We start from the raw sequence: 23,812 nt of genomic DNA, 5'->3' as shown, positions 1-23,812 counted from the left end.
TAGAATTAGGTTTATTTTTTTAAAATGGTTTGATTAAATGAACCATCCGTAGTGTAAACTTTTACTAAATAAGTTCCTGGAATCAGTTGGGCTAGATCGATACTTGCTGTATTTTTTCCTGCACTTTTAACTAATATCCCGGACATATTATAAACTAAAACCTTTTCTACTTTTTGATTTGAATTCGATAAGTATAAAGTATTGGTTACAGGATTTGGATAAAGAATTACTTTTTGAATTTCAGTCGTTTCTTCGCTTGAAGCTATTTGCTCAGGTTGAGCCATTCTTGCTGTACCGCCGCTGTATTTTGTACTTATATAAAATAAATTAGCAACAGATCCTTTGGTGATCGTGTGAGAACCAGAAGCAATTGAAGCCGTAACTATTCCGGCAGAAGCAGTGTAGGAGACATTGTCTACCTTAATTGTTCCTGTAAAATTAGAATCAAAAACTAAAGTCAAAGTTGATGTGTTTGTAGTTGTATAAGTGATTGATGTACTGGACTCAATTTTTAAACGTTCTGTCAAAGTTAATCCTGCATAAGTTACGGATCCAGGCGAAGAATTCATGTTTCCGGTAATAGTGTAAAATGAACTCGTTTTTCCTGAAGTTGTAAAATTATGAATTTGGTCCGTACCTGAGTTGCCTGTTGTCACTGTAATCGTTCCTGATCCTGTAGCAACCGTTCCGGTCCCGGTTGTTGTAATAGAATAAGAAACTGTAGCAGTTGGAGTTCCAGTTATTGTAATGGTTTTTGCTGTTGTATTTTTTACAAAACTAATTCCGGAAGCAGGTAATCCCGTTACTGTTGCATCTGTTGCACTACCTCCCCATGTAAAAACAATAGAGCCAATTGCTGTTCCGCTGGCTACTGTTTGGTTGTTGTTAGAAGGAGAAGTAAGTGTTTGAGCACCTGCACTTGTAACAGTAATTGTTCCAGATCCTGTTGCTACTGTTCCAGTTCCTGTAGTGGCGATAGAATAGGATAAAGTAGCTGTTGGAATTCCTGTAATAGTAATCGTTTTTGCTGTTGTGTTTTTTACAAAACTAATTCCCGATGCTGGTATTCCGGTTACAGTAGCATCTGTTGCGCTGCCTCCCCAAGTAAAAACTATTGAAGCAATTGCCGTTCCGCTGGCTACGGTTTGGTTGTTATTAGAAGTAGAAGTAAGTGTTTGAGAACTGGCAGGAGGATTTCCTTCACCCTGAACAGCTACTAATGTTCCGGTATAGTTGGTAAGTGCAGATTTTAAAGCTGTAATGACAAGTGATGATGTGTCGTCTACTGCATTGTTAAAAGTCCATTTTAAATCTCCTCCGGAAACGCGTCCTGCATATTGTGTTACTTTGGTTTTAGCTGCTGCAGGTTGATCAATTACTAAATTTTTTACATATAATGCGGCATTCGTGTCGAAGTTGTTATAGGTATTTGCCCCTGATTTAGATTTAACAGTGCTGCTTACAGTTTCCCCTCTTGTTGTCGCAACATAAGCATCAAAGTCGGTTGTAGAGCTAATTTTTCCTGAAATGTTGTATAAGGGATTTGGGTCATTATAGGCCACAAAACGCATATTGTTTGTTCCGTTTGAAGCATCAAAAGTATTGTTGAATGCCTTGATAGTTCCTCCTGCTTCACCAGAAAAAGTACCCATTGTTCCGGCATTGTTTACCTGATTGGCTTCATCCCAAATGTCAGTTCCTTGTAGAGAAGTCATCATCGGGTGCTTGCTGTTACGGAAATAATTTCCTTCTACAAAAAGTGAGGAACCCATAGTTGATCCGGCACCGTATTTTGCAACTCCATCATAATAATTGTTGTAAACATGTGCTGAATAATAGCGTACGCGAGGATGACGTGAATCTGAGTGGTCAAACCAGTTATGATGATAGGTAATGTATAGGCCGGTTGTTGTTCCTTCACTTAATCCTAAAAGACTTGCTTTCCCATTATCCCAAAAGTGATTGTAAGACAGCGTGATGTAAGTTGAGGATTTATTGTCCAGTGCACCGTCTCCTTTTATCTGGTCAGCATCACTACCTGCATTTCCGTAAAACAAATCACAGTTATGAACCCAGATATGGTCGTTGTCCTGCTGCATTCCAACATTGTCTCCGGCAGTACTGTTGCAATTCATAAATCCAAGGTTGCTTACCTCAATGTTAGAAGCAGATTTAAGACGTACACCCCAGCCATTGGCAACAGCATCATTTCCTACGCCTTCTATGGTCAAATAGCCGGAGGCATTATTGGCATTTTCTATCGTTACATCTCCACCTTCCATAACAGTCATGTCAGTAATATTTCCGATTAAGCGAATGATAAACGGACGTGTATCTTTTCCTTTTTTGATGGCGTATAGAATATTTTGTAAACCAACACATGGGTTCGCACTTGCGCCTGTAATGTCTATCGAGATCGTATTTTTGGTGTTTTGAGTAATGTAAAGAATTACCGCACCGGTTTTTGGTGTTCCATCAGCATTGTAACCGCCTGGAACGCGGCCTCCATCAAAAGCAAATCCATTACGATCTTGCGCTGCGACGGTTAAATTTCCTGTAACAGATCCTGATCCCTCGGTTCCCGAGATAACCGGTTTCACTTTGATCGTATAAGTTCCGGCTTTAAGACCGGGAACATCAGCCCTGTAGTATGAACCATAGCTTCTGATGAGTTGATCGTCAATTTTTTTGTCAACTAAACCATTTCCGGTATAATAAACATTATAGGATTGTGCATTGCTAACAGGCTGCCATTTTACAAAGGCAGATTCTAACCAGCCAGAAGCTTCGTTAATTGTCACTTGTTGTGCCCAAATTTGCGAGCAGACAAGTAAAAAAGTCCAAATAAGTAGGTTTTTTTTCATAATTGTGGTTTTTCTAGTTAATAAAGTTTTTTGTGGTTTTTTGTGTATCTAAATTACATGGTCAATTGTAATCGATTGCACAAAAATATATATTATTTTATAATTGTGTAATTTTTTACTAATAAAAATAAAATAACAATAAAAAATTAAGCTTTAAAATGAGTATTATGTAATAAATTACACTAAATGCAATTTATTACATAATGTAAGAAAACTGCATCAGGTCTGCTTTTGTTCTGTTTTTATGTTTGTATAAAGGCAACAATTTTGCAAAATTGACTTCAAAATGAGTCGGTTATAATTTTTTTCACAGCACCTTAATAAAGTAGGAAAAAATTTATTATTTGTACTGAAATGAGAAGCTGTTTTAAGTGAATTAGTCATCTAAATGAATTTTACAGTCCATTTATAAATCATAGAAGATGGTTTTATGATGTCTAAGATTTTATTTTTAAATGTATTCTGATGAAATAAAAATCTTATTTAATGAAATAATTTCAATAGTAGAAATAAAAAAGGCTTCCTGTCTGGAAGCCTTTAATGTGTTTTTTAGTAAATTATTTTTTTATAATTTTTTTAGTAATTGTACCCGAATCTGTAGTTATTTTAACAATGTAATTACCAGGAGTTAAGTGGCTTAAATCTATCGATTCGGTGTCTTTTGTTGCTGTTTTTACTAATGTGCCTAAAATGTTATACAGGTCTATTTTTTGGATATTATCAGCTGAAATAAACATTTGATTCGTAACTGGATTTGGATATAAGGTTAATTTGTTCGATTCAAAATTTTGATCTAAACCTAAAGTTCCACTATAGACTGTTTTAATATAAAATAAGTTTGCAGTATCTTTTTTTGCTATTGTATGATCTCCCGCTGGAATTGCTAACGAAAGAATTCCTCCTGTCGCTGTGTAGTTTTTGCCATCAATTTTCGCAGTTCCTGCTGCCTCAACAAAAACAAGTGTTAATGTACTTGGTTGAGTTGTTGTATAGGTTATTGAAGTTGCAGTTTCCAATTTTAAGCATTGAGTCAAAGTTAGACCATCATAAACTACAGTTCCTTTCGTTGTTGACAGACTTCCTTTAATGGTGTAAAATGTATTCACCAAGTCTGAAGCTGTAAAATTATGTATCTCGTCTCCATCCAATACAACTGGTGTTGATATTGCTATGGTTCCCGATTTTGTTGCCGGCGCGCCGGCGCTACCACTGGTAGTTACTGCATAGGATACATTGGCTGTAGGTGTGCCGGATATCGTAATCGTTTTATTTGTAGTATTTTTGACAAAACTAATTCCTGATGCTGGCAATTGCGGAATATCAGCATCAGTTGCATCGCCACCCCAGGTAAGAATGATAGGGTTAATGGCACTTCCCATGATTACAGTCTGATCTGTATTTGATGTCGCAATAAGAGTTTGACTGCTTATTACAACAGGTGCTTCGCCTTGTACCGTTATTAGGGTACTTGTATAATTAGAAAGTGCTGACTTTAATGCTGTAATTACAAGTGAAGATTTATCATCTACAGCGTTGTCAAATGTCCATTTTAAATCACCACCTGTAATACGTCCGGCATATTGTATTACTTTAGTTTTTGCAACTGAAGGCGCATCAATAAGTAAATCTTTTATGTATAAAGATGCATCAGTATCAAAGTTGTTGTACGTGTTAGCTCCTGCAAAGGATTTTACAGTCGCAGGAACCTGATCTCCACGATTGGTGACTACATAGGCATCAAAGTCCGTTGTTGAATTTATTTTTCCTGCAATATTGTATAAAGGGTTTGTGTCTCCGTAAGCTACAAATCGCATGCTGTTTGTCGCGATATCGGCATCGAAAATATTATTAAAGGCTTTAATTGTTCCTCCGGCTTCACCTGAAAAAGTACCTACGGTTGTTGCGTTGTTTTTCTGAGCAGCTGCATCCCATGCATCTGTACCTTGCATCGAAGTCATCATAGGGTTTTTGCTGTTGCGGAAATAATTTCCTTCCACAAATAAAGAAGACCCTAAAGTTGATCCGGCTCCGTATTTTGCGTTTCCATCATAATAATTGTTGTATATATGAGCTGAATAGTAACGAACACGAGGATGACGAGAATCCGAATGATCAAACCAGTTGTGATGATAAGTGATGTATAAACCCGTAGTTGTTTTTTCACTTAAACCCAGAAGGCTTGCCTTTCCATTGTCCCAAAAGTGATTATAAGCTAATGTAATGTAAGTAGAGTTTTTATTGTCTATAGCACCATCTCCTTTTATTTGGTCTGCATCACTTCCGGCATCTCCATAGAACAAGTCATTATTATGAACCCAGATATGATCATTATCCTGTTGCATCCCAATGTTGTCGCCTGCAGTACTATTGCAATTCATAAAGCCGAGATTACTTACTTCTATATTAGAAGCCGATTTAAGTCGGATACCCATTCCGTTTACAACGGCGTCATTACCAACTCCTTCTATTGTTAGGTAGCTATTGGCATTGTTGGCATTTTCTATCGTGATATCTCCACCTTCCATGACAACCATGTCGGTTATATTTCCAATTAAACGAATAATAAAAGGTCGGGTATCTTTTCCTTTTTTAATGCCATAGAGGATATTCTGTAAACCAACACAAGGATTTGTGGTGGCACCAGTGATATTCGCAGAAATGGTATTTTTTGTGTTCTGAGTAATATATAAAATTACAGCATTGTCTTTTGGTGTACCATCGCTTTTGTAACCTCCCGGAACACGGCCTCCCTGAAAAGCAAAACCTGCACGGTCTTGTGCGATTACAGTCAGGCCAGGTGTTGTGCTTCCGGATCCTTCTACAGTTGCAATAACGGGCTTGATTGTAATAGTATAGCTTCCGGCTGAAAGTCCTGGAATATCTGCACGAAAATAAGTTCCATAACTGCGAATAAGCTCGTTGTCAATTTTTTTGTTACTCTGGCCGCCACCTGTGTAGTAGACATTATAAGTATCTGCTCCGGGAAGGGGTGTCCATTTTACAAAAGCTGATTCCAGCCAGCCTGATGATTCGTTAATGGTTATTTGTTGTGACCATATTTGGCAGGAGGTCATCAAAAGCAATAGATAAATTAGTTTTTTTTTCATGGTTGGTGGTTTAAGTTAGTTAAAGCGTGGTTTTTTGTGGTTTGTTTTCGATAACCATTATAATTTAATTGTAATCGATTACACAAAAATAGCTAATATTTCTATATTATGATTATTTTTAATATTAAAAATATATAATGAAAAAAAATAATCGTTTTATTGTTTAATATGTAATAAATTGCACGGAATGTAATTTATTACATATCTTCCCTAAAGCGGCTTAAGAGCGTTTTTGAAAGTATTTTTTTATTTTTCTCAGGAAAACATTTTAGTTTAAATTCTTTTATGAAAATTTTTAAATTATAAGAAAAACAATATGTAATTTATCTATAGCTAAAAATTCAATTGAATTTTTAGCTATAGGAAGTGCTAGTTTTGAGGTAGTTTCATTCTGTTTGAATTGATATATAATTCATTTTAGAACATTTGATCTTAAGTTCGGAGAGAAGATTGAGAAAAGAATATAGAGTTATTGAAAAACCTTCTACAATAGGAGTAAAATCTTGGGAATGGGCATAAAAAAAGCCTCTTTGATTTTCAAAGAGGCTTTGTATATATTTTTAAAAAAGTAATTAGTTTTTACTTGATAATTTAGATAGTAAACGTAAAAATTCGATATACAACCAAACTAATGTAATCATTAGTCCCATTGCTCCGTACCATTCCATAAATTTTGGCATTTTTTGCTGTACTCCTTTTTCAATTTGATCAAAATCTAAAAACAGATTTAAAGCAGCGATGATAATTACAAAAACGCTGATTCCAATACTCATCATTCCATTTCCATAATGAACAGGGGTAAAGTTAAAAATCAGAGAAGCGACCCATGAAATTAAGTAATAAGTTGCAATTGCTAAAGTGGCAGCAATAACTACCGATTTGAATTGCTCAGTAACTTTTACGATTTTAAATTTGTATAAACCCAGACATACCAAAAACGTTACTAATGTTGCACTAACAGCATTAATTACAATTCCGGGATATCTCGCTTCGAAGATTGCAGAAATTCCACCAATAAATAAGCCTTCAAATAAGGCATAACCAGGGGCTAAATAAGGAGAGAGTTGTGGTTTAAATGCTGAGATTATGACTAAAACAAGTCCAACAATAGCACCTCCAATTGTTGGTAGCATTGCATTCATTCCGTTAAATGCCATCCACCATGTAACCATTGCAGATCCGCATAATATTAAAAACAAAATAGCTGTTTTATTAATAGTACCTGACAAAGTCATTTCCTGATTGTAATCAATAATTTGGGCCTGATGTACTTCTTCAGCTTTTGAAACAGCATTTGATGAAAAACGCTTGTTGCTTAAAAATGGATTTTTAGAATTCATAATGTAATTGGTTTTAAAAATCAAATATAATTGATATTTTTTGATGTGCCCTTAATAGTATGGAATTTTTAACAATTCAATGCTGTTTTCATTCTGATTGTTAGGTCAATTTCTAAAATTTAGATTTCACTTTCTTTTTGAGACTTAAGTTGAACGATATTAGTATAAAATCTAAATCTTGCAGATTTTCAATTTTAATATAATTATTAATAGTTTTCGCAGGAAGCTGAAAAGGACATAGAAAAAGACTCTGATTGATGTTTTTAATTTCTCCGAATGGTAATCATTCTTTTATATTATTTTCTGTAAGCATAAATAATAAATTTGATATAATGATTATAAATATAATCATTTATATAATACTATTCTTTCTTAAAAATTGCTTGTTATTTAAAATAAAAAAGCCGTCAATTATATTGACGGCTTTTTTATCAAATATAAAATTATTTTAATTCAATAAATCTAAAACTAAAGAAGGAAATAGACCTAAAGCAATATTTAAAACCATTGAAATTATTGCAACTGCATAAATAAGGAAAGGTTTTCCTGTACGTTCCTGATTCGGTTCTTTAGAATACATTGCTAAGATTAATTTGAAATAATACCCAACACTAATAATTGAGTTTATTACAGCAACGATTACGACAGCAATATATCCCGCCTGTATAGTCTGATTGAATAAGAATAGCTTCGCAAAGAATCCTGAAAAGATTGGAATACCCGCCATAGATAACAACGAACCTGTGAGAATAGCTGCTAACAACGGATTTGTTTTTCCTAAACCATGAAAATTAGTAATATCTTCGTTGTCCTGATTTTTGCAAACATATAATATAACACTAAAAGCTGCAATTCCTGCTAATGCATAAGCAGCAGTATAATATAATAATACACCCGCTGAAGTTGCAACAGTTAACAAAGTCATCAACATAAAACCTGCATGCGAAATTCCTGAGAATGCAAGCATACGTTTTACGTTTACCTGGCGCAAAGCCATTATATTTCCAACGGTCATAGAAGCGATTGAAATAATTACTACGATGTTTTCAAAAGTTCCTAAAAGGTCCTGATTGTCTAAAGAAGGAACGAAATTTAATGCTGATATCAGTTTATAAAGTGTCGCAATCGCTACTACTTTAGCCAAAGTACTCATTAATGCAGTAGTCAATGCAGGAGATCCTTCGTAAACATCCGGTGCCCAGAAATGAAATGGTACTGCTGCTACTTTAAATAACATTCCGATGATCATTAAAATCATTCCAATTGGAAACCAGATTGGCAATTCGGCAGATAAAGAGCTTTCGTGAATTTCTGCAACATCAAAACTTCCCATAGCTCCGTAAATCAAACAAACGCCAAATAAAATAATTCCAGATGCAAAAGATCCCATCAAAAAGTATTTCATACCAGCTTCGTTGCTTTTCAAATTTAGACGATCACTCGCCGCCAACACATAAAGTGCAATAGATAGTATTTCAATTCCTAGGAAAAACATAGCTAAGTTTCCAAAAGAAACCATTGCAACCGCTCCAGCTAATAAAAAAACTTTTATAGCTACAAAATCTGAAATCTTTGTTGGGTGATTTTCGTAAAAATTATGACTTAATGCTACTAAGAAAATAGTTAGAACAATAAACAATGATGAAAACGCAGTAGAGAATTTACTCACTGTGATCATGTTGTTATAGTAACTTGCTGTTGATCCAAATTCATAATAGTTAAGTGCCAAAACACCCAATAAACCAATAATGGTAATGGGAACAATGGCCTTTCTTAAATTAAGAATTTCAAACAATAGGCAGAAAATACCCAATCCTGTTATAGCTATTAATGTATTCATTTTTGTTTTTTTGATTTAGGAAATCTAAAACTAATGACGCCCTAATTTATTTTTATTTAAAATATTAATTTTTATTGATAACGTTCAGAATTGTTTCTAAACTTGGTGTGATCAAATCTGTAATTGGTTTTGGATAAAATCCGAAGAATATTAAAACTGCAATAATTGCTACCAATGAAATTCCTTCATTAACAGAAACATCTGCAAAAGTTTTAGAATTCGTTTCTCCTAACATTACATTTTGAAACATTTTAAGCATATAATAAGCTCCCAAAATAATAGTTGTTCCGCCTAAAACAGCAAACCAAACGTTTATTTGAGATAGACTATACAAAACAGTAAACTCTCCAACGAAATTAAAAGTACTTGGTAAAGCTACTGAAGCCAATACCAAAATTAAAAACATAGAGGTAAATTTTGGAGATTGGATACGGATTCCGCCCATTTCACCAATTTCTCTGGTTTCAAATCTTCTGAATATAATTTCAGCAGCAAAGAACAATCCAACCACAACAAAACCGTGAGCAATCATTTGTAGAACAGCTCCACGGAAACCATCAATAGTTAGTGTATAAGTTCCTGCAGCAATTAATCCAACGTGTGCTAACGAAGAATAAGCCAATAATTTCTTTAAATCTTTTTGTCTTAAAGCTACAATTGATCCGTAGATAACTCCTGCAATTCCTAGAGCAATGAATATATTCATGTATTCTTTTGCAGCCAATGGTGCAATTGGCAATTGCCAGCGAATAACACTGTATAATCCCATTTTTAGCATGATACCAGATAAAAGCATTGTTCCAACGGTTGGTGCTTTTTGGTACACATTTGCCTGCCATGTATGGAAAGGAATAATTGGAATTTTAATAGCATAAGCCAGGAAGAAAGCTAAGAATATCCAAAGTTGCTCAGCAGCTGACAGGTGTAGTTTGTATAAATCTTCAATTAAAAAGCTACCTGCTCTTTGATATAAATAGATAAAAGCTACTAACATAAATAAAGAACCTGCAAGTGTATAAATAAAGAATTTCACCACTGCTTTTCTGCGTTCTTCAGCATCACCGTTACCCCAAATAAGAGCGATAAAGTAAATAGGAATAAGAGCCAATTCCCAAAAGATATAATATAAAAGACCATCTGCTGCAAGGAAAGTTCCTGTCATAGCAAACGCCATAAATAAAATTAAAGCATAAAAACCTTTAGCATTTTTATATTCATTTCCAAAAGAAGAGAATATAATAATTGGCGTTAAGGCTACAGTTAGTAAAAGCATTGCAATTCCTAATCCATCGGCATTTAAAGCAAATGAAATTTTTGGCTGCGTAATCCAGGCACTGATGAAACTGATGTTTTCACCTGCGTAAAAATGATTTAGTAATACAATTGAACAACCTAAAGCCGCCAAACTAAAGAACAAAGCTACTTTTGATGCCAGTTTATCACCAGCAAAATAAGTGACAAATGCACCAATTAGAAGAATAATTAATATAAGAGAAACGTTCATAGTTGTAAAATTATTTAGCTAAAAATATGTAGGAAACAATGGCGCAAAGACCTAAAACAAAAGCAAAAAGGTATAATCCGATACTTCCGTTTTGTAATTTTTTACCCTGAAAAGCGATTTCATTGGTTACTTTTCCTAATCCAAAAACAAGAGCTGATAAACCAGTCTCAATATAGTCTCTGAAAAATCTTGATAATCCGTTAATAGAACGAACAAATAGAGCATCGTAAGCTTCGTCTACATAATATTTGTTATACAAAACTTTGGTTAGACCTGTAATGTTTTCATCTGTTTCCGGAACATTATCTTGTTTGAAATATTTAATATAAGCAATTAAAATACCTAATAATCCACCTAAAACAGCAACTCCCATCAAAGTATATTCTGTTGTTCCTAAATGATGTTCTTCGCCTGCCACTTTCGTGAAAAGTGGAGCTAAATATTCATTTAACCAACTATTTCCAGGTAAGCTAATGATTCCGCCAAAAGTAGCCAGAATTGCTAAAACGATCAAAGGGAAAGTAATCAATCCGTCACTTTCGTGTAAATGATGTTTTTGTTCTTCTGTACCTCTAAAATCTTTAAAGAAAGTAAGGAACATTAACCTGAACATATAAAATGCTGTCATGATAGATGCCACAGATCCAACAACATATAGAGGGATACTGTGCTCAAAAGCCGTTAATAAAATTTCATCTTTAGAGAAGAAACCTGAGAAAAACGGAACACCTGAAATAGCCAATGATGAAATCAGCATCGTCCAGAAAGTGATTGGCATTGCTTTACGCAAACCACCCATTTTACGCATATCCTGTTCACCGTGCAAACCGTGAATAACAGATCCTGATCCTAAGAACAAACAAGCTTTGAAGAAAGCGTGAGTGATTACGTGAAATACTGCTACTTCATAAGCACCAAATCCTAAAGCCAGGAACATTAATCCTAATTGTGAAACAGTAGAGTAGGCCAATACTTTTTTAATATCAGTCTGAACCAAACCAATTGTTGCAGCAACTAATGAAGTGATAGCTCCAATAACAGCAATAACAGTTTGAACATCCGGAGCTAAATCAAATACAAAGTTTAGTCTTGTTACCATAAAGATACCAGCTGTAACCATTGTTGCAGCGTGAATCAATGCAGAAACCGGAGTTGGTCCAGCCATCGCATCAGGTAACCAGGTGTATAATGGAATTTGTGCAGATTTACCACAAGCTCCGATAAATAAACATAAAGCAGCTAATGAAAGCAACGGTATATTTAAGTTGGTTGCTCCGGCAATTGCAGTTTTTAATGTTGCATAATCTAAAGTAGAGAACATTGAACCAATAATGAACATTCCGATTAATAAACCTAAATCTCCAATTCTGTTCATAATGAAAGCTTTTTTCGCAGCATCATTATAATCCTGGTTTTTGTACCAGAACCCGATTAATAAGTACGAACAAAGACCAACGCCTTCCCAGCCAATAAATAAAACTAATAAGTTACTTCCTATTACAAGCGTAATCATGAAGAAAATGAACAGATTCAAATACGCAAAAAACTTGTGCATATTTTCATCATCGTGCATATAGCTAATAGAGTATAAGTGAATCAATGATCCGATACCGGTTACAAAAAGTAACCAAAGTAAAGACAATTGATCTAATAAAAATCCAAGGTTAATATGTAAGTTACTGATTTGAATCCAGTCAAATAAGGTAATTTGAATGGCTTGTCTTGTCTGGCTGATTTGATTAAAAAAGAAAAGCGTAACAGCAAAAGAAACTACTACAGCAGCCGTCCCGATAATTCCGGAAACTGTTTTTCCTAAGCTTTTCCCAAAGAAAACATTGATTAAAAATCCTAAAAAAGGAGCTAATACTAAAACTAAAGCTAAATTGGTATCCATTTCCATTTATCCTTTTAAATTTTTTAAATTATCGATACTAATCGAACCTAAATTTCTAAAGATCGAAACTAAAATAGCTAATCCTACTGCAACTTCTGCAGCTGCAACTGCCATAGAGAAGAATACAAATACTTGTCCCTGAGCATCTTGATGATAAGTTGAAAAAGCAACAAATAAAAGGTTAACAGCATTCAACATGATTTCGATAGACATGAAAACGATAATAGCATTTCGTCTGTACAATACACCAAAAATACCAATACAGAAAAGCACAACACTTAAAAAGATGTAGTTTTCAATACCTATTTGATTTAATATATTACCCATTATTTATTTAATTTTTCTTTTTTAGACAATAGTACAGTTCCAATCATCGCTACCAAAAGCAAGATCGAAGCGAATTCAAAGGGAACCATATATTCGTTCAATAATATTTTACCCAATACCTGAATCGACTGAAAATCTTCGCCAGTTGAATCGTATTCACCCACAATTGGTTTAGAGTTGATAAAAATGGCAATCAATACAATACAAATTAAACAGAAAGAAACTATTGCTCCTAAACGTGTAATTCTAGGTCGGTGTACTTCTCGTTGTTCATTCAAATTCATTAACATGATCGTAAACAGGAACAAAATCATAATCGCTCCTGAGTAGACTATAATATGTACTACAGCCAGGAATTGAGCGTTTAATAATAAATAGTGGCCAGCAATCGAGAAAAAACAAATGACTAAGTAAATAGCACTGTGAATTGGGTTTCTGCTAAAGATGGTGAGGAAAGCGGTAATTACCGTAATAAACGCTAAGAAACAAAATATAATTTGTACAGTTGTTGCGTGTGCAAAATCAGGAATATGTATCATTTAGTTAGCATTATTAAGTTGAGCATTTTTGATCGCCACGTCAAGAGGCATCACTAATCTGTCTTTTCCAAAAATGAAATCTTCTCTTTCATAGCTAGAAGGAACCAAAACTTTCGAAGTCGTCAAATAAATGGCGTCTTTCGGACAGGCTTCTTCGCATAAACCACAAAAAATACAACGTAACATATTGATTTCGTATATCGAAGCATATTTTTCTTCTCTGTACAAATGTTTCTCATCCGCTTTACGTTCAGCAGCTTTCATTGTGATAGCTTCAGCAGGACATGATAAAGCACATAATCCACAAGCGGTACAGTTTTCACGACCTTGCTCATCACGTTTCAACTGGTGTTGTCCACGATAAACAGGACTCATCTCACGCACTTGCTCAGGATAGTGAATCGTCACCTTTTTTCTGAATAAGTGTTTAAGTGTGATTAGCAATCCTTTCACAATCGCCACAAGATACAATCGCTCCCAAAAAGTCATCTCTTTATTAGAGACCATCTTTTTTCTACCCGATAATGATATAGTTTCTATTGACATTTTTTAATGTATAATTTACGATTCACTATTTGTATTTAAACAAATCAAATCTGTTTTATTTTTATTTGAAGCTTTCCGATAGCTATCCGGACTGCTTATTTTTTACATTTTAATTTTTTTAAAGAAAAAAATTAAAGGATGTATCTTTTGTCAGGGCTAGGCTTTGCGGTTCTTAGAATCCTAAAGATGCTGCAATATCGTGTCTTAAAATAACAGCTCCGGTAATCATAATATTAATGATCGAAAGTGGAATTAAAATTCTCCATCCTAAATTCATTAATTGGTCATATCTAAATCTCGGAATGGTCCAACGTACCCACATATAGAAAAATATGAAGAAACATATTTTAACAAACAATACTGCGATTCCTAATAGATTAGCTGCATTTACACCTGCATGTTCTAGCATCCAGCTCATTCCGGGATAGTTATATCCTCCAAAAAATAATACAGAAATAATTGTAGCAGAGATAAACATACTTGCGTACTCAGCAAATAAATAGAATCCCATTTTCATGGAGGAATACTCTGTATGATAACCTCCAATTAATTCGCTTTCACATTCTGCTAAGTCAAAAGGAGTTCTGTTTGTTTCCGCAAATGAACAAATTAAGAAAATCAAGAAAGATAAAGGCTGATAAAAAACATTCCAGTTCATTCCGGCTTGTTGCTCAGAAATTTCTCTTAAGCTTAAAGTTCCGGTCATCATCAATAAAGCGATCATGGATAATCCCATGGCAATTTCGTATGAAACCATTTGTGAGGCAGCACGAATAGCTCCCATTAATGAAAACTTATTGTTAGAGGCCCATCCACCAATCATGATGCCGTAAACTCCTACTGAAAGTACTCCAAAAATGTATAGTATTCCAATGTTAATATCGGTTGCTTGTAAAAGAACGTCACGGCCAAAAACATGTAATCTGTCTCCCCAGGGAATTACTGCACTTGTCATTAAGGCTGTACTCATGGCGATTGCCGGTCCTACAACGAATAAAAATTTGTTAGGTGTATTTGGGAAAAATTCTTCTTTCGAGAATAATTTCATACCATCAGCAAGAGGTTGTAATAATCCACCCCATCCGGCACGGTTAGGTCCTACACGATCCTGAAGATAAGCTGCAACTTTACGTTCAGCCCAGGTAGAATACATTGCCATAATCATTGTTATGGCAAAAACCACTACAATTACAACACTTTTTTCTATAATAAATGTTCCATCTACCATGGCTAAGAATTTTGGTTGTTAGGGTTTAATGGAATTTCAGCCATACTAATTTTTTTACGGTCAATATCTCTCCCTAAAAGGATGTTTTTCTCTGTGTCGATTTCTACTTTCTCTAATTTTTGAGTGTAGTTATTTTGATTGATAACAGAATCTTTTTCAAATTCTCTAGGTCCTTCAATAACCCAGTCACTGACATTTTTGTGGTCAAAACGACAACTGTTGCAGATGAATTCTTCTACTTCATGATACTCATCTTTACGACCGGTAACACGTTGAATTTCTCCTCCAAACATCCAGACAGTTGTTTTTCCGCAACATCCAGGAGTAGTACATTCTCTGTGCGCATTGTAAGGTTTGTTGAACCAAACTCTCGATTTAAAACGGAAAGTTTTGTCTGTCAATGCTCCAACAGGACAAACGTCTATCATATTTCCCGAGAACTCATTGTCAATTGCTTTTGAGATACCTGTTGAAATATTAGCGTGATCACCACGATCTAATACTCCATGAACTCTGTTGTCTGTCAGTTGATCTGCAACTTGTACACATCTTTGACATAAAATACAACGGTTCATATGTAGTTGAATATGTGGACCAATATCTTCTGGTTCAAATGTTCTTTTTTCTTCAATAAAACGGGATTTAGGATTTCCGTGTTCAAAACTTAAGTTTTGTAAATCGCACTCACCAGCCTGATCACAAATTGGGCAGTCTAATGGGTGGTTGATTAATAGAAACTCAGTTACAGATTTACGGGCTTCGGTTACACGAGCCGACGATTTACTGTTCACTTCCATTCCGTCCATACATCCTGTTACACAAGATGCCATCAATTTTGGCATTGGTCTTGGGTCAGCTTCACTTCCTTTTGCAACTTCAACTAAGCAACAACGGCATTTTCCACCGCTACCTTTTAATTTTGAGTAATAGCACATGGCTGGCGGTACCAAATCTCCACCAATCATACGTGCAGCCTGCAGGATTGTTGTTCCTGGCTCTACGTCTATACTTTGACCGTCTATGGTTACTTTCATCTCTTTGTTTTGTTTTTTTAGTTTCAGGTTTAAAGTTTCAGGTTGTTGGACTTGAAACTAAAAAAACTTGAAACTTGAAACTATTTAAACTTTTGACTATACTATTACTTTACCGCCTACTAAGTGTTTCACTTGTGAAAAAGGCTCGGCAACAAAATGGTCTCTATTTTTTATTTTTTCCGGGAAACGAACATGATATTCAAACTCATCTCTAAAATGACGAATTGCTGCTGCTACTGGCCAGGCTGCTGCGTCACCAAGCGGGCAAATAGTATTACCCTCGATTTTACTTTGAATGCTCCATAATAACTCGATATCCTCTTCACGGCCTAAACCGTTTTCTATTCTATGCAATATTTTTTCTAACCAACCTGTTCCTTCACGACATGGTGTACATTGTCCGCAAGATTCGTGGTGATAGAAACGAGAAAAATTCCAGGTGTTTCTAACGATACAAGATGTATCATTGTAAACAATAAATCCTCCTGAACCTAACATCGATCCGGTGGCAAAACCACCATCACTTAAAGATTCATAAGACATTAATCTGTCTTCACCATTTGCTGTTTTAAAAATCAATTCAGCTGGTAAAATTGGTACTGAAGATCCTCCCGGAACAAATGCTTTCAAAGGTCTGCTGGAAGACATTCCTCCTAAGTATTCGTCTGAATTCATAAATTCATCAACGCTTAAACCTAATTCAATTTCGTAAACGCCAGGGTTTTTTATGTGTCCCGAAGCAGAAATTAATTTAGTTCCTGTTGAACGACCAATACCAATTTTAGCATAATCATCACCGGAGTTGTTGATGATCCATGGCACAGTGGCGATAGTTTCAACATTGTTTACTACGGTAGGATTTGCCCAAAGTCCAGAAACAGCCGGGAACGGTGGTTTGATACGAGGATTTCCTCTTTTGCCCTCTAATGACTCAATAAGGGCAGTTTCTTCTCCACAGATATAAGCTCCGGCTCCACAGTGAACATGTAACTCTAAATCGTAACCTGTACCTAATATATTTTTTCCTAACCAACCGGCAGCTTTAGCTTCGGCGATTGCTCTTTCTAATATTTTGAAAACCCACATATATTCTCCACGAATGTAGATATATGACAGATTAGCGCCTAAGGCAAAACTTGATGTAATCATTCCTTCGATCAATAAGTGAGGAATAAATTCCATCAAATAACGATCTTTGAAAGTTCCGGGTTCAGACTCATCGGCGTTGCAAACTAAGTGTCTTGGTTTTCCTGATTTTTTATCAATAAAACTCCATTTCATTCCTGCCGGGAAACCAGCACCACCACGACCACGAAGCCCCGATTTTTTTACTTCTTCAACAACTTCATCCGGTGTAAGTGTTTTTAAAGCTTTTTCTACCGATGCATAACCACCATTTTGGCGATATACTTCATAGGTTTTGATACCAGGAACATTGATTTTATCTAATAATATTTTCTGTGACATCTTATTTATCGTGTAATATTATTTTATCATCTCTACAATCAGCGATTAACTGATCGATTTTGTCTTCTGTTAATTTTTCTTTGTAGAAATCTCCCAACTGCATCATCGGAGCATATCCGCAAGCACCAAGACATTCTACACCGGCAATGGTAAACATTCCGTCCGGAGTTGTTTCTCCCATTTTAATACCTAATTTTTCAGAAGTATAATCCATTAAATTTTCGGCACCATTCAAACAACAACAAGAAGTCTGGCAGAATTCGAACATGTATTTTCCAATTGGTTTTTGGTTGTACATGGTATAAAAAGTAACCACTTCGTAAACCTCAATTGGTTTTATATGTAGGATTTCAGCAACTTTATCCTGCAGCTCGATACTTAACCAGTTATCATGAGCATCCTGCACTTCGTGCAAAACAGGCAGTAAAGCTGATTTTCTTTTGTCTTCAGGATAATGACTAATCAATTCATTGATGCGGTTCATCAATGCCTCAGTCATGTTTATTTCTTGTTTGTAATGTTTACGTTCCATTTTTATTTTGGATTTTAATCCCGATAGCTATCGGGATAGATTTTAGATTTTTCAATCTGCAACCTATAATCTACATTCTGCAATCTTTTTTTACTTTAGATTTCTGATTTTAGATCTTATATTTTTCAATCTAAACTCTAAAAGCTATACAATCTTTATGCGTCTAATTCTCCTGCAATAACATTTAAACTTGATAGAATTACAATTGCATCAGATAATAAAGAGCCTTTGATCATTTCAGGATATGCCTGGTAATAAATAAAACAAGGTCTTCTAAAATGCAATCTATATGGAGTTCTGCTTCCGTCAGTAACTAAATAAAATCCTAATTCTCCGTTTCCGCCTTCAACAGCATGATAAATTTCTGCAACCGGTACGGGAACTTCTCCCATGACAATCTTAAAATGATAAATTAAAGATTCCATTGATGTGTAAACATCTTCTTTTGGAGGAAGGTAATAATCAGGAACTTCTGCATGATATTCGTTTCCTGCAGGCATTTTTTCTAATGCTTGACGAATAATGCTTAAACTTTCCCAAACTTCAGCATTACGAACACAAAAACGATCGTAAGTATCACCTGATTTTCCAACAGGAACAATAAAATCAAAATCTTCGTAAGAAGAATAAGGGTGTGCAACACGAACATCGTAATCAACTCCTGCAGCACGCAGGTTGGGACCTGTAAATCCGTAAGCCATTGCTTGCTCTGCTGAGATCGCACCTACATCTACGGTTCTGTCAAGGAAAATTCTGTTTCTTTCGAATAGGTTTACAAATTCTTGCCAGGCAACAGGGAAATCTGTTAAAAACACATCAAGTTTGCGGAAAGCTTCTGGTGACCAATCTCTTTCGAAACCACCAATTCTTCCCATATTTGTTGTTAAACGAGCACCACAAATTTCTTCGTAAATCTCGTAAACTTTTTCTCTGAATTGAAACACATATAAGAAACCTGTATAGGCACCAGTATCAACACCTAAAATAGAGTTACAAATTAAGTGATCTGTAATACGAGCCAATTCCATTACGATAACTCTTAAATACTGGGCACGTTTAGGTACTTCAATATTTAATAATTTCTCTAAGGTCATCCACCATCCCATATTGTTGATAGGAGATGAGCAGTAGTTCATACGGTCTGTCAGTGGTGTAATTTGATAGAAAGGACGATTTTCGGCAATTTTCTCAAAAGCTCTATGGATGTAACCAATGGTTGGTTCAGCCTCAAGAATTCTTTCACCGTCCATTAACAGGATATTTTGAAAAATACCGTGAGTAGCGGGGTGTGTTGGACCTAAATTCAGTACTGAAAGCTCGCTTCCGTCTTCGTTTAGTTTATCCTTAACGATTTTAGCATAACGATGCTCTGGTGGTAATAATAGTTCTGACATTTTATAATGTTGAATTATTTATTTTTTAGCAATTTGTTGGTGTTCTTCCGAAGAATCTGTCATCTTTGTCAGTTCTTCCGCTGTCTTCCATTGGGAATTCTTTTCGCATCGGGAAGGATATCATTTCATCCATGTTCAAAATACGTTTCAACTGCGGGTGTCCAATGAAGTTAACTCCGAAGAAATCGTATGTTTCTCTTTCCATCCAGTTTGAACTTAAGAAAATATTCGAAATGGTTTTTATTTCCGGTTTTTCACCATTAAGAAAAACTTTTATTCTGATGCGTTTGTTTTCGTACCAGTTGTGCAAATGATACACTATCGCATATTGACGATCTATCTCGTTATCTGGATAGTGAACTCCGCATAAGTCTGTTAAGAAATGAAAACGTAAATCAGAATCGTTTTTCAAAAAAAGAATTAAAGCTGTGATTTTATCAGCAGTAGTTTCTATCGAAAAAACATCTCTTTCTTCTTGGAAGTTAAAAACACTTGTATTAAATGTTTCTGTAAGTTTATCTTGGATCAGGGTATTTTCTAAAGCCATCTTATGAAATGTTATATGAAGCTAGTAATTCTTGGTATTCTGGAGAACTTCTGCGTCTAACAGATTCGCTTCTTACCAATTCCTGAAGTTTCATTACTCCATCTACTATTTGTTCGGGTCTTGGTGGGCATCCTGGTACATAAACGTCAACAGGTATTACTTTGTCAATTCCTTGTAAAACGGAATAGGTATCGAAAATTCCACCTGATGAAGCACAAGCTCCAACGGCAATCACCCAGCGAGGTTCTGCCATTTGTTCGTAAACTTGTCTTAAAATAGGTGCCATTTTTTTAGAAATAGTTCCCATTACTAATAACATATCTGCCTGACGAGGAGAAAAACTCACACGTTCAGATCCAAAACGTGCTAAATCGTAGTGTGAAGCCATTGTTGCCATAAACTCGATTCCGCAACAAGAAGTTGCAAACGGTAATGGCCAAAGAGAATTCGCACGTGCCATACCTACAACATCATTTAGTTTTGTGGCGAAAAAACCTTCACCAACAACACCTTCAGGAGGGGCAACCATATTTACTTTTGAATCGCTCATTTTTATTTTAGATTTCTGATTTCTGATTTTAGATTTTTGCAAATCGTGAAAACCGAAATCAATTTAAAAAAATCAATATTATATTTTGAGAAATTTATTTTTCAAATCCAAAATTCTAAATCAATTCAATCTAAAATCTAAAAATTTGAAATCTAAAATTTCTTTATTCCCACTCTAATGCTTTTTTCTTGATGATGTAGAAAAAGCCAACTAAAAGAAGTAACATGAATACAATCATCTTTAGCATTCCTTCTATTCCCAATTCTTTGAAGTTTGCTGCCCAAGGATAAAGGAAAATTACCTCTACGTCAAACAATACAAACAAAATAGCAACTAAGAAATATTTTACTGAAAAAGGAACACGGGCATTACCAACAGATTCGATACCACACTCAAAGTTTTTATCTTTAACATCAGAGGTTCTTTTTGGCCCTAATTTTCCAGAAATAATAATTGTTCCTACTACAAAACCAATTGCTAAAATTGCTTGCATTAAAATAGGAATGTAACTGTATTGATCAGATTGCATAAACTTAGGTTTTTTACTTAAAGAATAAGTCACAAAGATAACTTTCAACTCTGTAAATCACAAACTAAAAAATGATTTAAGTATGGTGTTCAAGGGGGTTTACTGGTAATTTTTATCGATTATAAATAACAATGTCGTTTTTTAAGTTTTTTTTAAGATTTGAGCAAAAAAAAACGTCTCGAAATTAATCGAAACGTTTTTAAACCATTCAGAGGCAAAAAAAATAAATTGCTATATTTTTCTTAGATTACTGCTACTTTAGCAGCAACTTTCCCTTTTCTTCCTTCTTCTTCTTCGTAGCTTACACGGTCACCTTCGCGTAATTCTTCCGCGTTAATTCCTGAAGCGTGAACGAAGATATCTTTTCCTGTTTCTTCGTCTGTAATGAATCCATAACCTTTAGATTCATTGAAAAATTTTACTGTACCTGTACGCATTGTAATTGTAATAATAATTTATAATGAAGCAAATGTAATATATAAATTCATACAAAAGACAATAAGCTGTTAATTTTTTGTAAAAATTATTGATTCACAGTGTTTTCGCTATTTATATTGCATCAATTTTGATATGGAAGTATTTTATTTAAGAATCATTAATTGTAAAAATAAATGTTAAAAAAGTAGCTTATGGTTTACAAAAAAATTGTAAATTTAGCGAAACCGGTTTAAATAACATTCGGTTATGTGAGAGAATACTTGTATTTATTGGGCTGGCCTTTTTTATGGATATCATTTTTAGTTTAAAAAATAGTAAAATGTAAAAAAAAACTGCAACTAAATTTTAGTTGCAGTTTCTTATTTCAAAAAAATCAAAATTTAGATTGAATCAATTTTGATGTGCAATTCTTTCAGTTGAGCATCATCAATTGTAGCTGGTGCATCGATCATCACATCGCGTCCTGAATTGTTTTTTGGGAATGCGATAAAATCTCTGATGGTTTCCTGACCTCCTAAAATAGCTACTAATCTGTCAAGACCAAATGCTAATCCTCCGTGAGGTGGTGCTCCAAACTGAAAAGCATCCATTAAGAATCCAAATTGAGCTTTTGCTTCTTCTTCGGTAAAGCCTAAATACTTAAACATTAATTGTTGCGTTGCTTTATCGTGAATACGAATCGATCCTCCGCCAATTTCATTTCCGTTCAAAACCATATCATAAGCATTGGCACGAACTTTTCCAGGTTCAGTTTCCAATAAAGCCATGTCTTCCGGTTTTGGAGATGTAAACGGGTGGTGCATTGCATGATAACGACCACTTTCTTCATCTAGTTCTAATAATGGGAAATCAATTACCCATAACGGAGCAAATACGTCAGGATTACGCAGCCCTAAACGCGTTGCTAATTCCATACGAAGTGCTGAAAGTTGTGCACGTGTTTTGTTAGCCGGTCCGGAAAGCACAAAAATCATATCGCCAGGTTTTGCTCCTGTAATTTTTGCCCATTGTCCTAAATCGTCCTGATCGTAAAATTTATCTACAGATGATTTATAAGTTCCGTCGTCATTGCATTTTGCATACACCATTCCTGATGCTCCAACTTGCGGACGTTTTACCCAGTCAATCAATCCGTCAATTTCTTTACGGGTATAATTTCCTGCTCCCGGTACTGCAATTCCTACTACTAATTCGGCAGTATTGAATACAGGGAAATCTTTATGTTGTGCAAATTCGTTTAATTCGCCAAATTCCATTCCAAAACGAATGTCCGGTTTGTCATTTCCGTATGTTTTCATGGCATAGTCGTAGGTAATTCTAGGGAATTTCTCTACTTCGATACCTTTAATTTCTTTTAGTAAATGTCTGGTCAATCCTTCAAAAACATTCAAAATGTCTTCTTGTTCCACAAATGCCATTTCGCAATCGATTTGTGTAAACTCAGGCTGACGGTCTGCACGTAAATCCTCATCACGGAAACATTTTACGATCTGGAAATATTTATCCATTCCACCCACCATCAATAATTGTTTGAAAGTTTGTGGCGATTGTGGCAATGCATAAAACTGTCCTTCGTTCATACGGCTTGGTACAACGAAATCTCTCGCTCCTTCGGGAGTCGATTTGATTAAGTAAGGCGTTTCAACTTCACAAAAATCTAAATCTGATAAGTATTTACGAACTTCCATTGCTACTTTATGACGGAATAATAAGTTTTCCTTAACTGGATTTCTACGGATATCCAAGTAACGATACTTCATTCGTACATCTTCACCACCATCGGTTTTATCTTCAATAATGAATGGAGGCGTTAAGGATTCGTTAAGTATAGTTAGTTTTGTAACAAATATTTCGATGTCACCAGTTGGAATATTTGGGTTTTTAGACTCTCTTTCTATTACTTTTCCTTCAACCTGTATTACAAATTCACGTCCTAAGGTTTTAGCTTTTTCAAAAATTAACGTATCTGTTTTATCGTTGAAAAGCAGTTGTGTAATTCCGTAACGGTCGCGTAAATCAACCCAATTCATAAATCCTTTATCGCGTGATTTTTGAACCCAACCCGCTAGTGTAACTTCCGTATTAATATTTGAGGCGTTTAATTCACCACAATTATGACTTCTATACATGAT

General features: G+C 35.0%; 19 protein-coding genes. All 19 read right to left on the bottom strand.

Annotated elements, in window-relative coordinates:
• Window positions 1-11: 11 nt before the first annotated feature.
• Complete coding sequence (locus tag ACQY44_RS11780; RefSeq protein ID WP_428230544.1) at window positions 12-2,864, bottom strand: T9SS type A sorting domain-containing protein; 2,853 nt, start codon at window positions 2,862-2,864, stop codon at window positions 12-14.
• Between the two features lie 557 nt (window positions 2,865-3,421).
• Window positions 3,422-5,971: a T9SS type A sorting domain-containing protein gene (locus tag ACQY44_RS11775; RefSeq protein WP_428230543.1), complete on the bottom strand. Its 2,550-nt coding sequence runs from the start codon at window positions 5,969-5,971 to the stop codon at window positions 3,422-3,424.
• 572 nt (window positions 5,972-6,543) lie between these two features.
• The gene (locus ACQY44_RS11770; RefSeq protein WP_428230542.1) at window positions 6,544-7,311 is read right to left on the bottom strand and encodes a Bax inhibitor-1/YccA family protein; all 768 of its coding nucleotides are present in this window, start codon (window positions 7,309-7,311) and stop codon (window positions 6,544-6,546) included.
• A 448-nt stretch (window positions 7,312-7,759) separates the two neighbouring features.
• On the bottom strand, window positions 7,760-9,151 hold the full coding sequence (locus ACQY44_RS11765; RefSeq protein WP_428230541.1) for an NADH-quinone oxidoreductase subunit N: 1,392 nt from the start codon (window positions 9,149-9,151) through the stop codon (window positions 7,760-7,762).
• A gap of 64 nt (window positions 9,152-9,215) precedes the next feature.
• Window positions 9,216-10,655, bottom strand: coding sequence for a complex I subunit 4 family protein (locus tag ACQY44_RS11760; protein WP_428230540.1), 1,440 nt, complete (start codon window positions 10,653-10,655; stop codon window positions 9,216-9,218).
• 10 nt (window positions 10,656-10,665) lie between these two features.
• Window positions 10,666-12,549, bottom strand: coding sequence for an NADH-quinone oxidoreductase subunit L (gene nuoL / locus ACQY44_RS11755; RefSeq protein WP_428230539.1), 1,884 nt, complete (start codon window positions 12,547-12,549; stop codon window positions 10,666-10,668).
• Window positions 12,550-12,555: 6 nt separating this feature from the next.
• The gene (gene nuoK, locus ACQY44_RS11750; RefSeq protein WP_017494599.1) at window positions 12,556-12,876 is read right to left on the bottom strand and encodes an NADH-quinone oxidoreductase subunit NuoK; all 321 of its coding nucleotides are present in this window, start codon (window positions 12,874-12,876) and stop codon (window positions 12,556-12,558) included.
• Entirely contained in the window at window positions 12,876-13,415 is a 540-nt protein-coding gene (locus ACQY44_RS11745; RefSeq protein WP_428230538.1) for an NADH-quinone oxidoreductase subunit J family protein, read from the bottom strand. Before ACQY44_RS11745 ends, nuoK begins: the two co-directional genes overlap by 1 nt.
• Entirely contained in the window at window positions 13,416-13,961 is a 546-nt protein-coding gene (locus ACQY44_RS11740) for a NuoI/complex I 23 kDa subunit family protein (protein WP_375030770.1), read from the bottom strand.
• A gap of 172 nt (window positions 13,962-14,133) precedes the next feature.
• The gene (gene nuoH, locus ACQY44_RS11735) at window positions 14,134-15,189 is read right to left on the bottom strand and encodes an NADH-quinone oxidoreductase subunit NuoH (RefSeq protein ID WP_428230537.1); all 1,056 of its coding nucleotides are present in this window, start codon (window positions 15,187-15,189) and stop codon (window positions 14,134-14,136) included.
• A gap of 2 nt (window positions 15,190-15,191) precedes the next feature.
• Window positions 15,192-16,223: a 2Fe-2S iron-sulfur cluster-binding protein gene (locus tag ACQY44_RS11730; protein ID WP_428230536.1), complete on the bottom strand. Its 1,032-nt coding sequence runs from the start codon at window positions 16,221-16,223 to the stop codon at window positions 15,192-15,194.
• Between the two features lie 96 nt (window positions 16,224-16,319).
• On the bottom strand, window positions 16,320-17,690 hold the full coding sequence (gene nuoF / locus ACQY44_RS11725) for an NADH-quinone oxidoreductase subunit NuoF (RefSeq protein ID WP_428230535.1): 1,371 nt from the start codon (window positions 17,688-17,690) through the stop codon (window positions 16,320-16,322).
• Between the two features lies 1 nt (window position 17,691).
• Window positions 17,692-18,222, bottom strand: a complete 531-nt coding sequence (locus tag ACQY44_RS11720) for a complex I 24 kDa subunit family protein (protein WP_428230534.1) — start codon at window positions 18,220-18,222, stop codon at window positions 17,692-17,694.
• A 155-nt stretch (window positions 18,223-18,377) separates the two neighbouring features.
• Window positions 18,378-19,616: an NADH-quinone oxidoreductase subunit D gene (locus tag ACQY44_RS11715; RefSeq protein WP_428230533.1), complete on the bottom strand. Its 1,239-nt coding sequence runs from the start codon at window positions 19,614-19,616 to the stop codon at window positions 18,378-18,380.
• A gap of 25 nt (window positions 19,617-19,641) precedes the next feature.
• Entirely contained in the window at window positions 19,642-20,163 is a 522-nt protein-coding gene (locus ACQY44_RS11710; protein ID WP_428230532.1) for an NADH-quinone oxidoreductase subunit C, read from the bottom strand.
• Between the two features lies 1 nt (window position 20,164).
• Window positions 20,165-20,713 carry an NADH-quinone oxidoreductase subunit B gene (locus ACQY44_RS11705; protein WP_072955467.1) on the bottom strand — a complete coding sequence of 183 codons (549 nt, stop codon included), beginning with the start codon at window positions 20,711-20,713 and terminating at the stop codon, window positions 20,165-20,167.
• 163 nt (window positions 20,714-20,876) lie between these two features.
• Window positions 20,877-21,242 (bottom strand): NADH-quinone oxidoreductase subunit A, encoded by a 366-nt coding sequence (locus tag ACQY44_RS11700; protein WP_428230531.1) that lies wholly within the window; start codon window positions 21,240-21,242, stop codon window positions 20,877-20,879.
• A 242-nt stretch (window positions 21,243-21,484) separates the two neighbouring features.
• Window positions 21,485-21,679, bottom strand: coding sequence for a cold-shock protein (locus ACQY44_RS11695; protein WP_007137066.1), 195 nt, complete (start codon window positions 21,677-21,679; stop codon window positions 21,485-21,487).
• Window positions 21,680-22,060: 381 nt separating this feature from the next.
• A complete protein-coding gene (gene aspS, locus ACQY44_RS11690; protein WP_428230530.1) occupies window positions 22,061-23,809 on the bottom strand; it encodes an aspartate--tRNA ligase in 1,749 nt (582 codons plus the stop codon).
• Window positions 23,810-23,812 lie beyond the last annotated feature (3 nt).

Origin of the sequence: Flavobacterium sp., from assembly GCF_965277525.1 — a bacterium.
In the GTDB taxonomy this organism is placed as follows: domain Bacteria; phylum Bacteroidota; class Bacteroidia; order Flavobacteriales; family Flavobacteriaceae; genus Flavobacterium.
The sequence above is the reverse complement of the archived record's forward strand: the minus strand, read 5'-3'. Positions and strand labels throughout refer to the sequence as shown.

What these genes read in the sequence shown, in the direction of transcription:
- ACQY44_RS11780 (WP_428230544.1), bottom strand. Translation starts at nt 2,864, where the DNA reads ATGAAAAAAAACCTACTTATTTGGACTTTTTTACTTGTCTGCTCGCAA.
- ACQY44_RS11775 (WP_428230543.1), bottom strand. Translation starts at nt 5,971, where the DNA reads ATGAAAAAAAAACTAATTTATCTATTGCTTTTGATGACCTCCTGCCAA.
- ACQY44_RS11770 (WP_428230542.1), bottom strand. Translation starts at nt 7,311, where the DNA reads ATGAATTCTAAAAATCCATTTTTAAGCAACAAGCGTTTTTCATCAAAT.
- ACQY44_RS11765 (WP_428230541.1), bottom strand. Translation starts at nt 9,151, where the DNA reads ATGAATACATTAATAGCTATAACAGGATTGGGTATTTTCTGCCTATTG.
- ACQY44_RS11760 (WP_428230540.1), bottom strand. Translation starts at nt 10,655, where the DNA reads ATGAACGTTTCTCTTATATTAATTATTCTTCTAATTGGTGCATTTGTC.
- nuoL (WP_428230539.1), bottom strand. Translation starts at nt 12,549, where the DNA reads ATGGATACCAATTTAGCTTTAGTTTTAGTATTAGCTCCTTTTTTAGGA.
- nuoK (WP_017494599.1), bottom strand. Translation starts at nt 12,876, where the DNA reads ATGGGTAATATATTAAATCAAATAGGTATTGAAAACTACATCTTTTTA.
- ACQY44_RS11745 (WP_428230538.1), bottom strand. Translation starts at nt 13,415, where the DNA reads ATGATACATATTCCTGATTTTGCACACGCAACAACTGTACAAATTATA.
- ACQY44_RS11740 (WP_375030770.1), bottom strand. Translation starts at nt 13,961, where the DNA reads ATGTCAATAGAAACTATATCATTATCGGGTAGAAAAAAGATGGTCTCT.
- nuoH (WP_428230537.1), bottom strand. Translation starts at nt 15,189, where the DNA reads ATGGTAGATGGAACATTTATTATAGAAAAAAGTGTTGTAATTGTAGTG.
- ACQY44_RS11730 (WP_428230536.1), bottom strand. Translation starts at nt 16,223, where the DNA reads ATGAAAGTAACCATAGACGGTCAAAGTATAGACGTAGAGCCAGGAACA.
- nuoF (WP_428230535.1), bottom strand. Translation starts at nt 17,690, where the DNA reads ATGTCACAGAAAATATTATTAGATAAAATCAATGTTCCTGGTATCAAA.
- ACQY44_RS11720 (WP_428230534.1), bottom strand. Translation starts at nt 18,222, where the DNA reads ATGGAACGTAAACATTACAAACAAGAAATAAACATGACTGAGGCATTG.
- ACQY44_RS11715 (WP_428230533.1), bottom strand. Translation starts at nt 19,616, where the DNA reads ATGTCAGAACTATTATTACCACCAGAGCATCGTTATGCTAAAATCGTT.
- ACQY44_RS11710 (WP_428230532.1), bottom strand. Translation starts at nt 20,163, where the DNA reads ATGGCTTTAGAAAATACCCTGATCCAAGATAAACTTACAGAAACATTT.
- ACQY44_RS11705 (WP_072955467.1), bottom strand. Translation starts at nt 20,713, where the DNA reads ATGAGCGATTCAAAAGTAAATATGGTTGCCCCTCCTGAAGGTGTTGTT.
- ACQY44_RS11700 (WP_428230531.1), bottom strand. Translation starts at nt 21,242, where the DNA reads ATGCAATCTGATCAATACAGTTACATTCCTATTTTAATGCAAGCAATT.
- ACQY44_RS11695 (WP_007137066.1), bottom strand. Translation starts at nt 21,679, where the DNA reads ATGCGTACAGGTACAGTAAAATTTTTCAATGAATCTAAAGGTTATGGA.
- aspS (WP_428230530.1), bottom strand. Translation starts at nt 23,809, where the DNA reads ATGTATAGAAGTCATAATTGTGGTGAATTAAACGCCTCAAATATTAAT.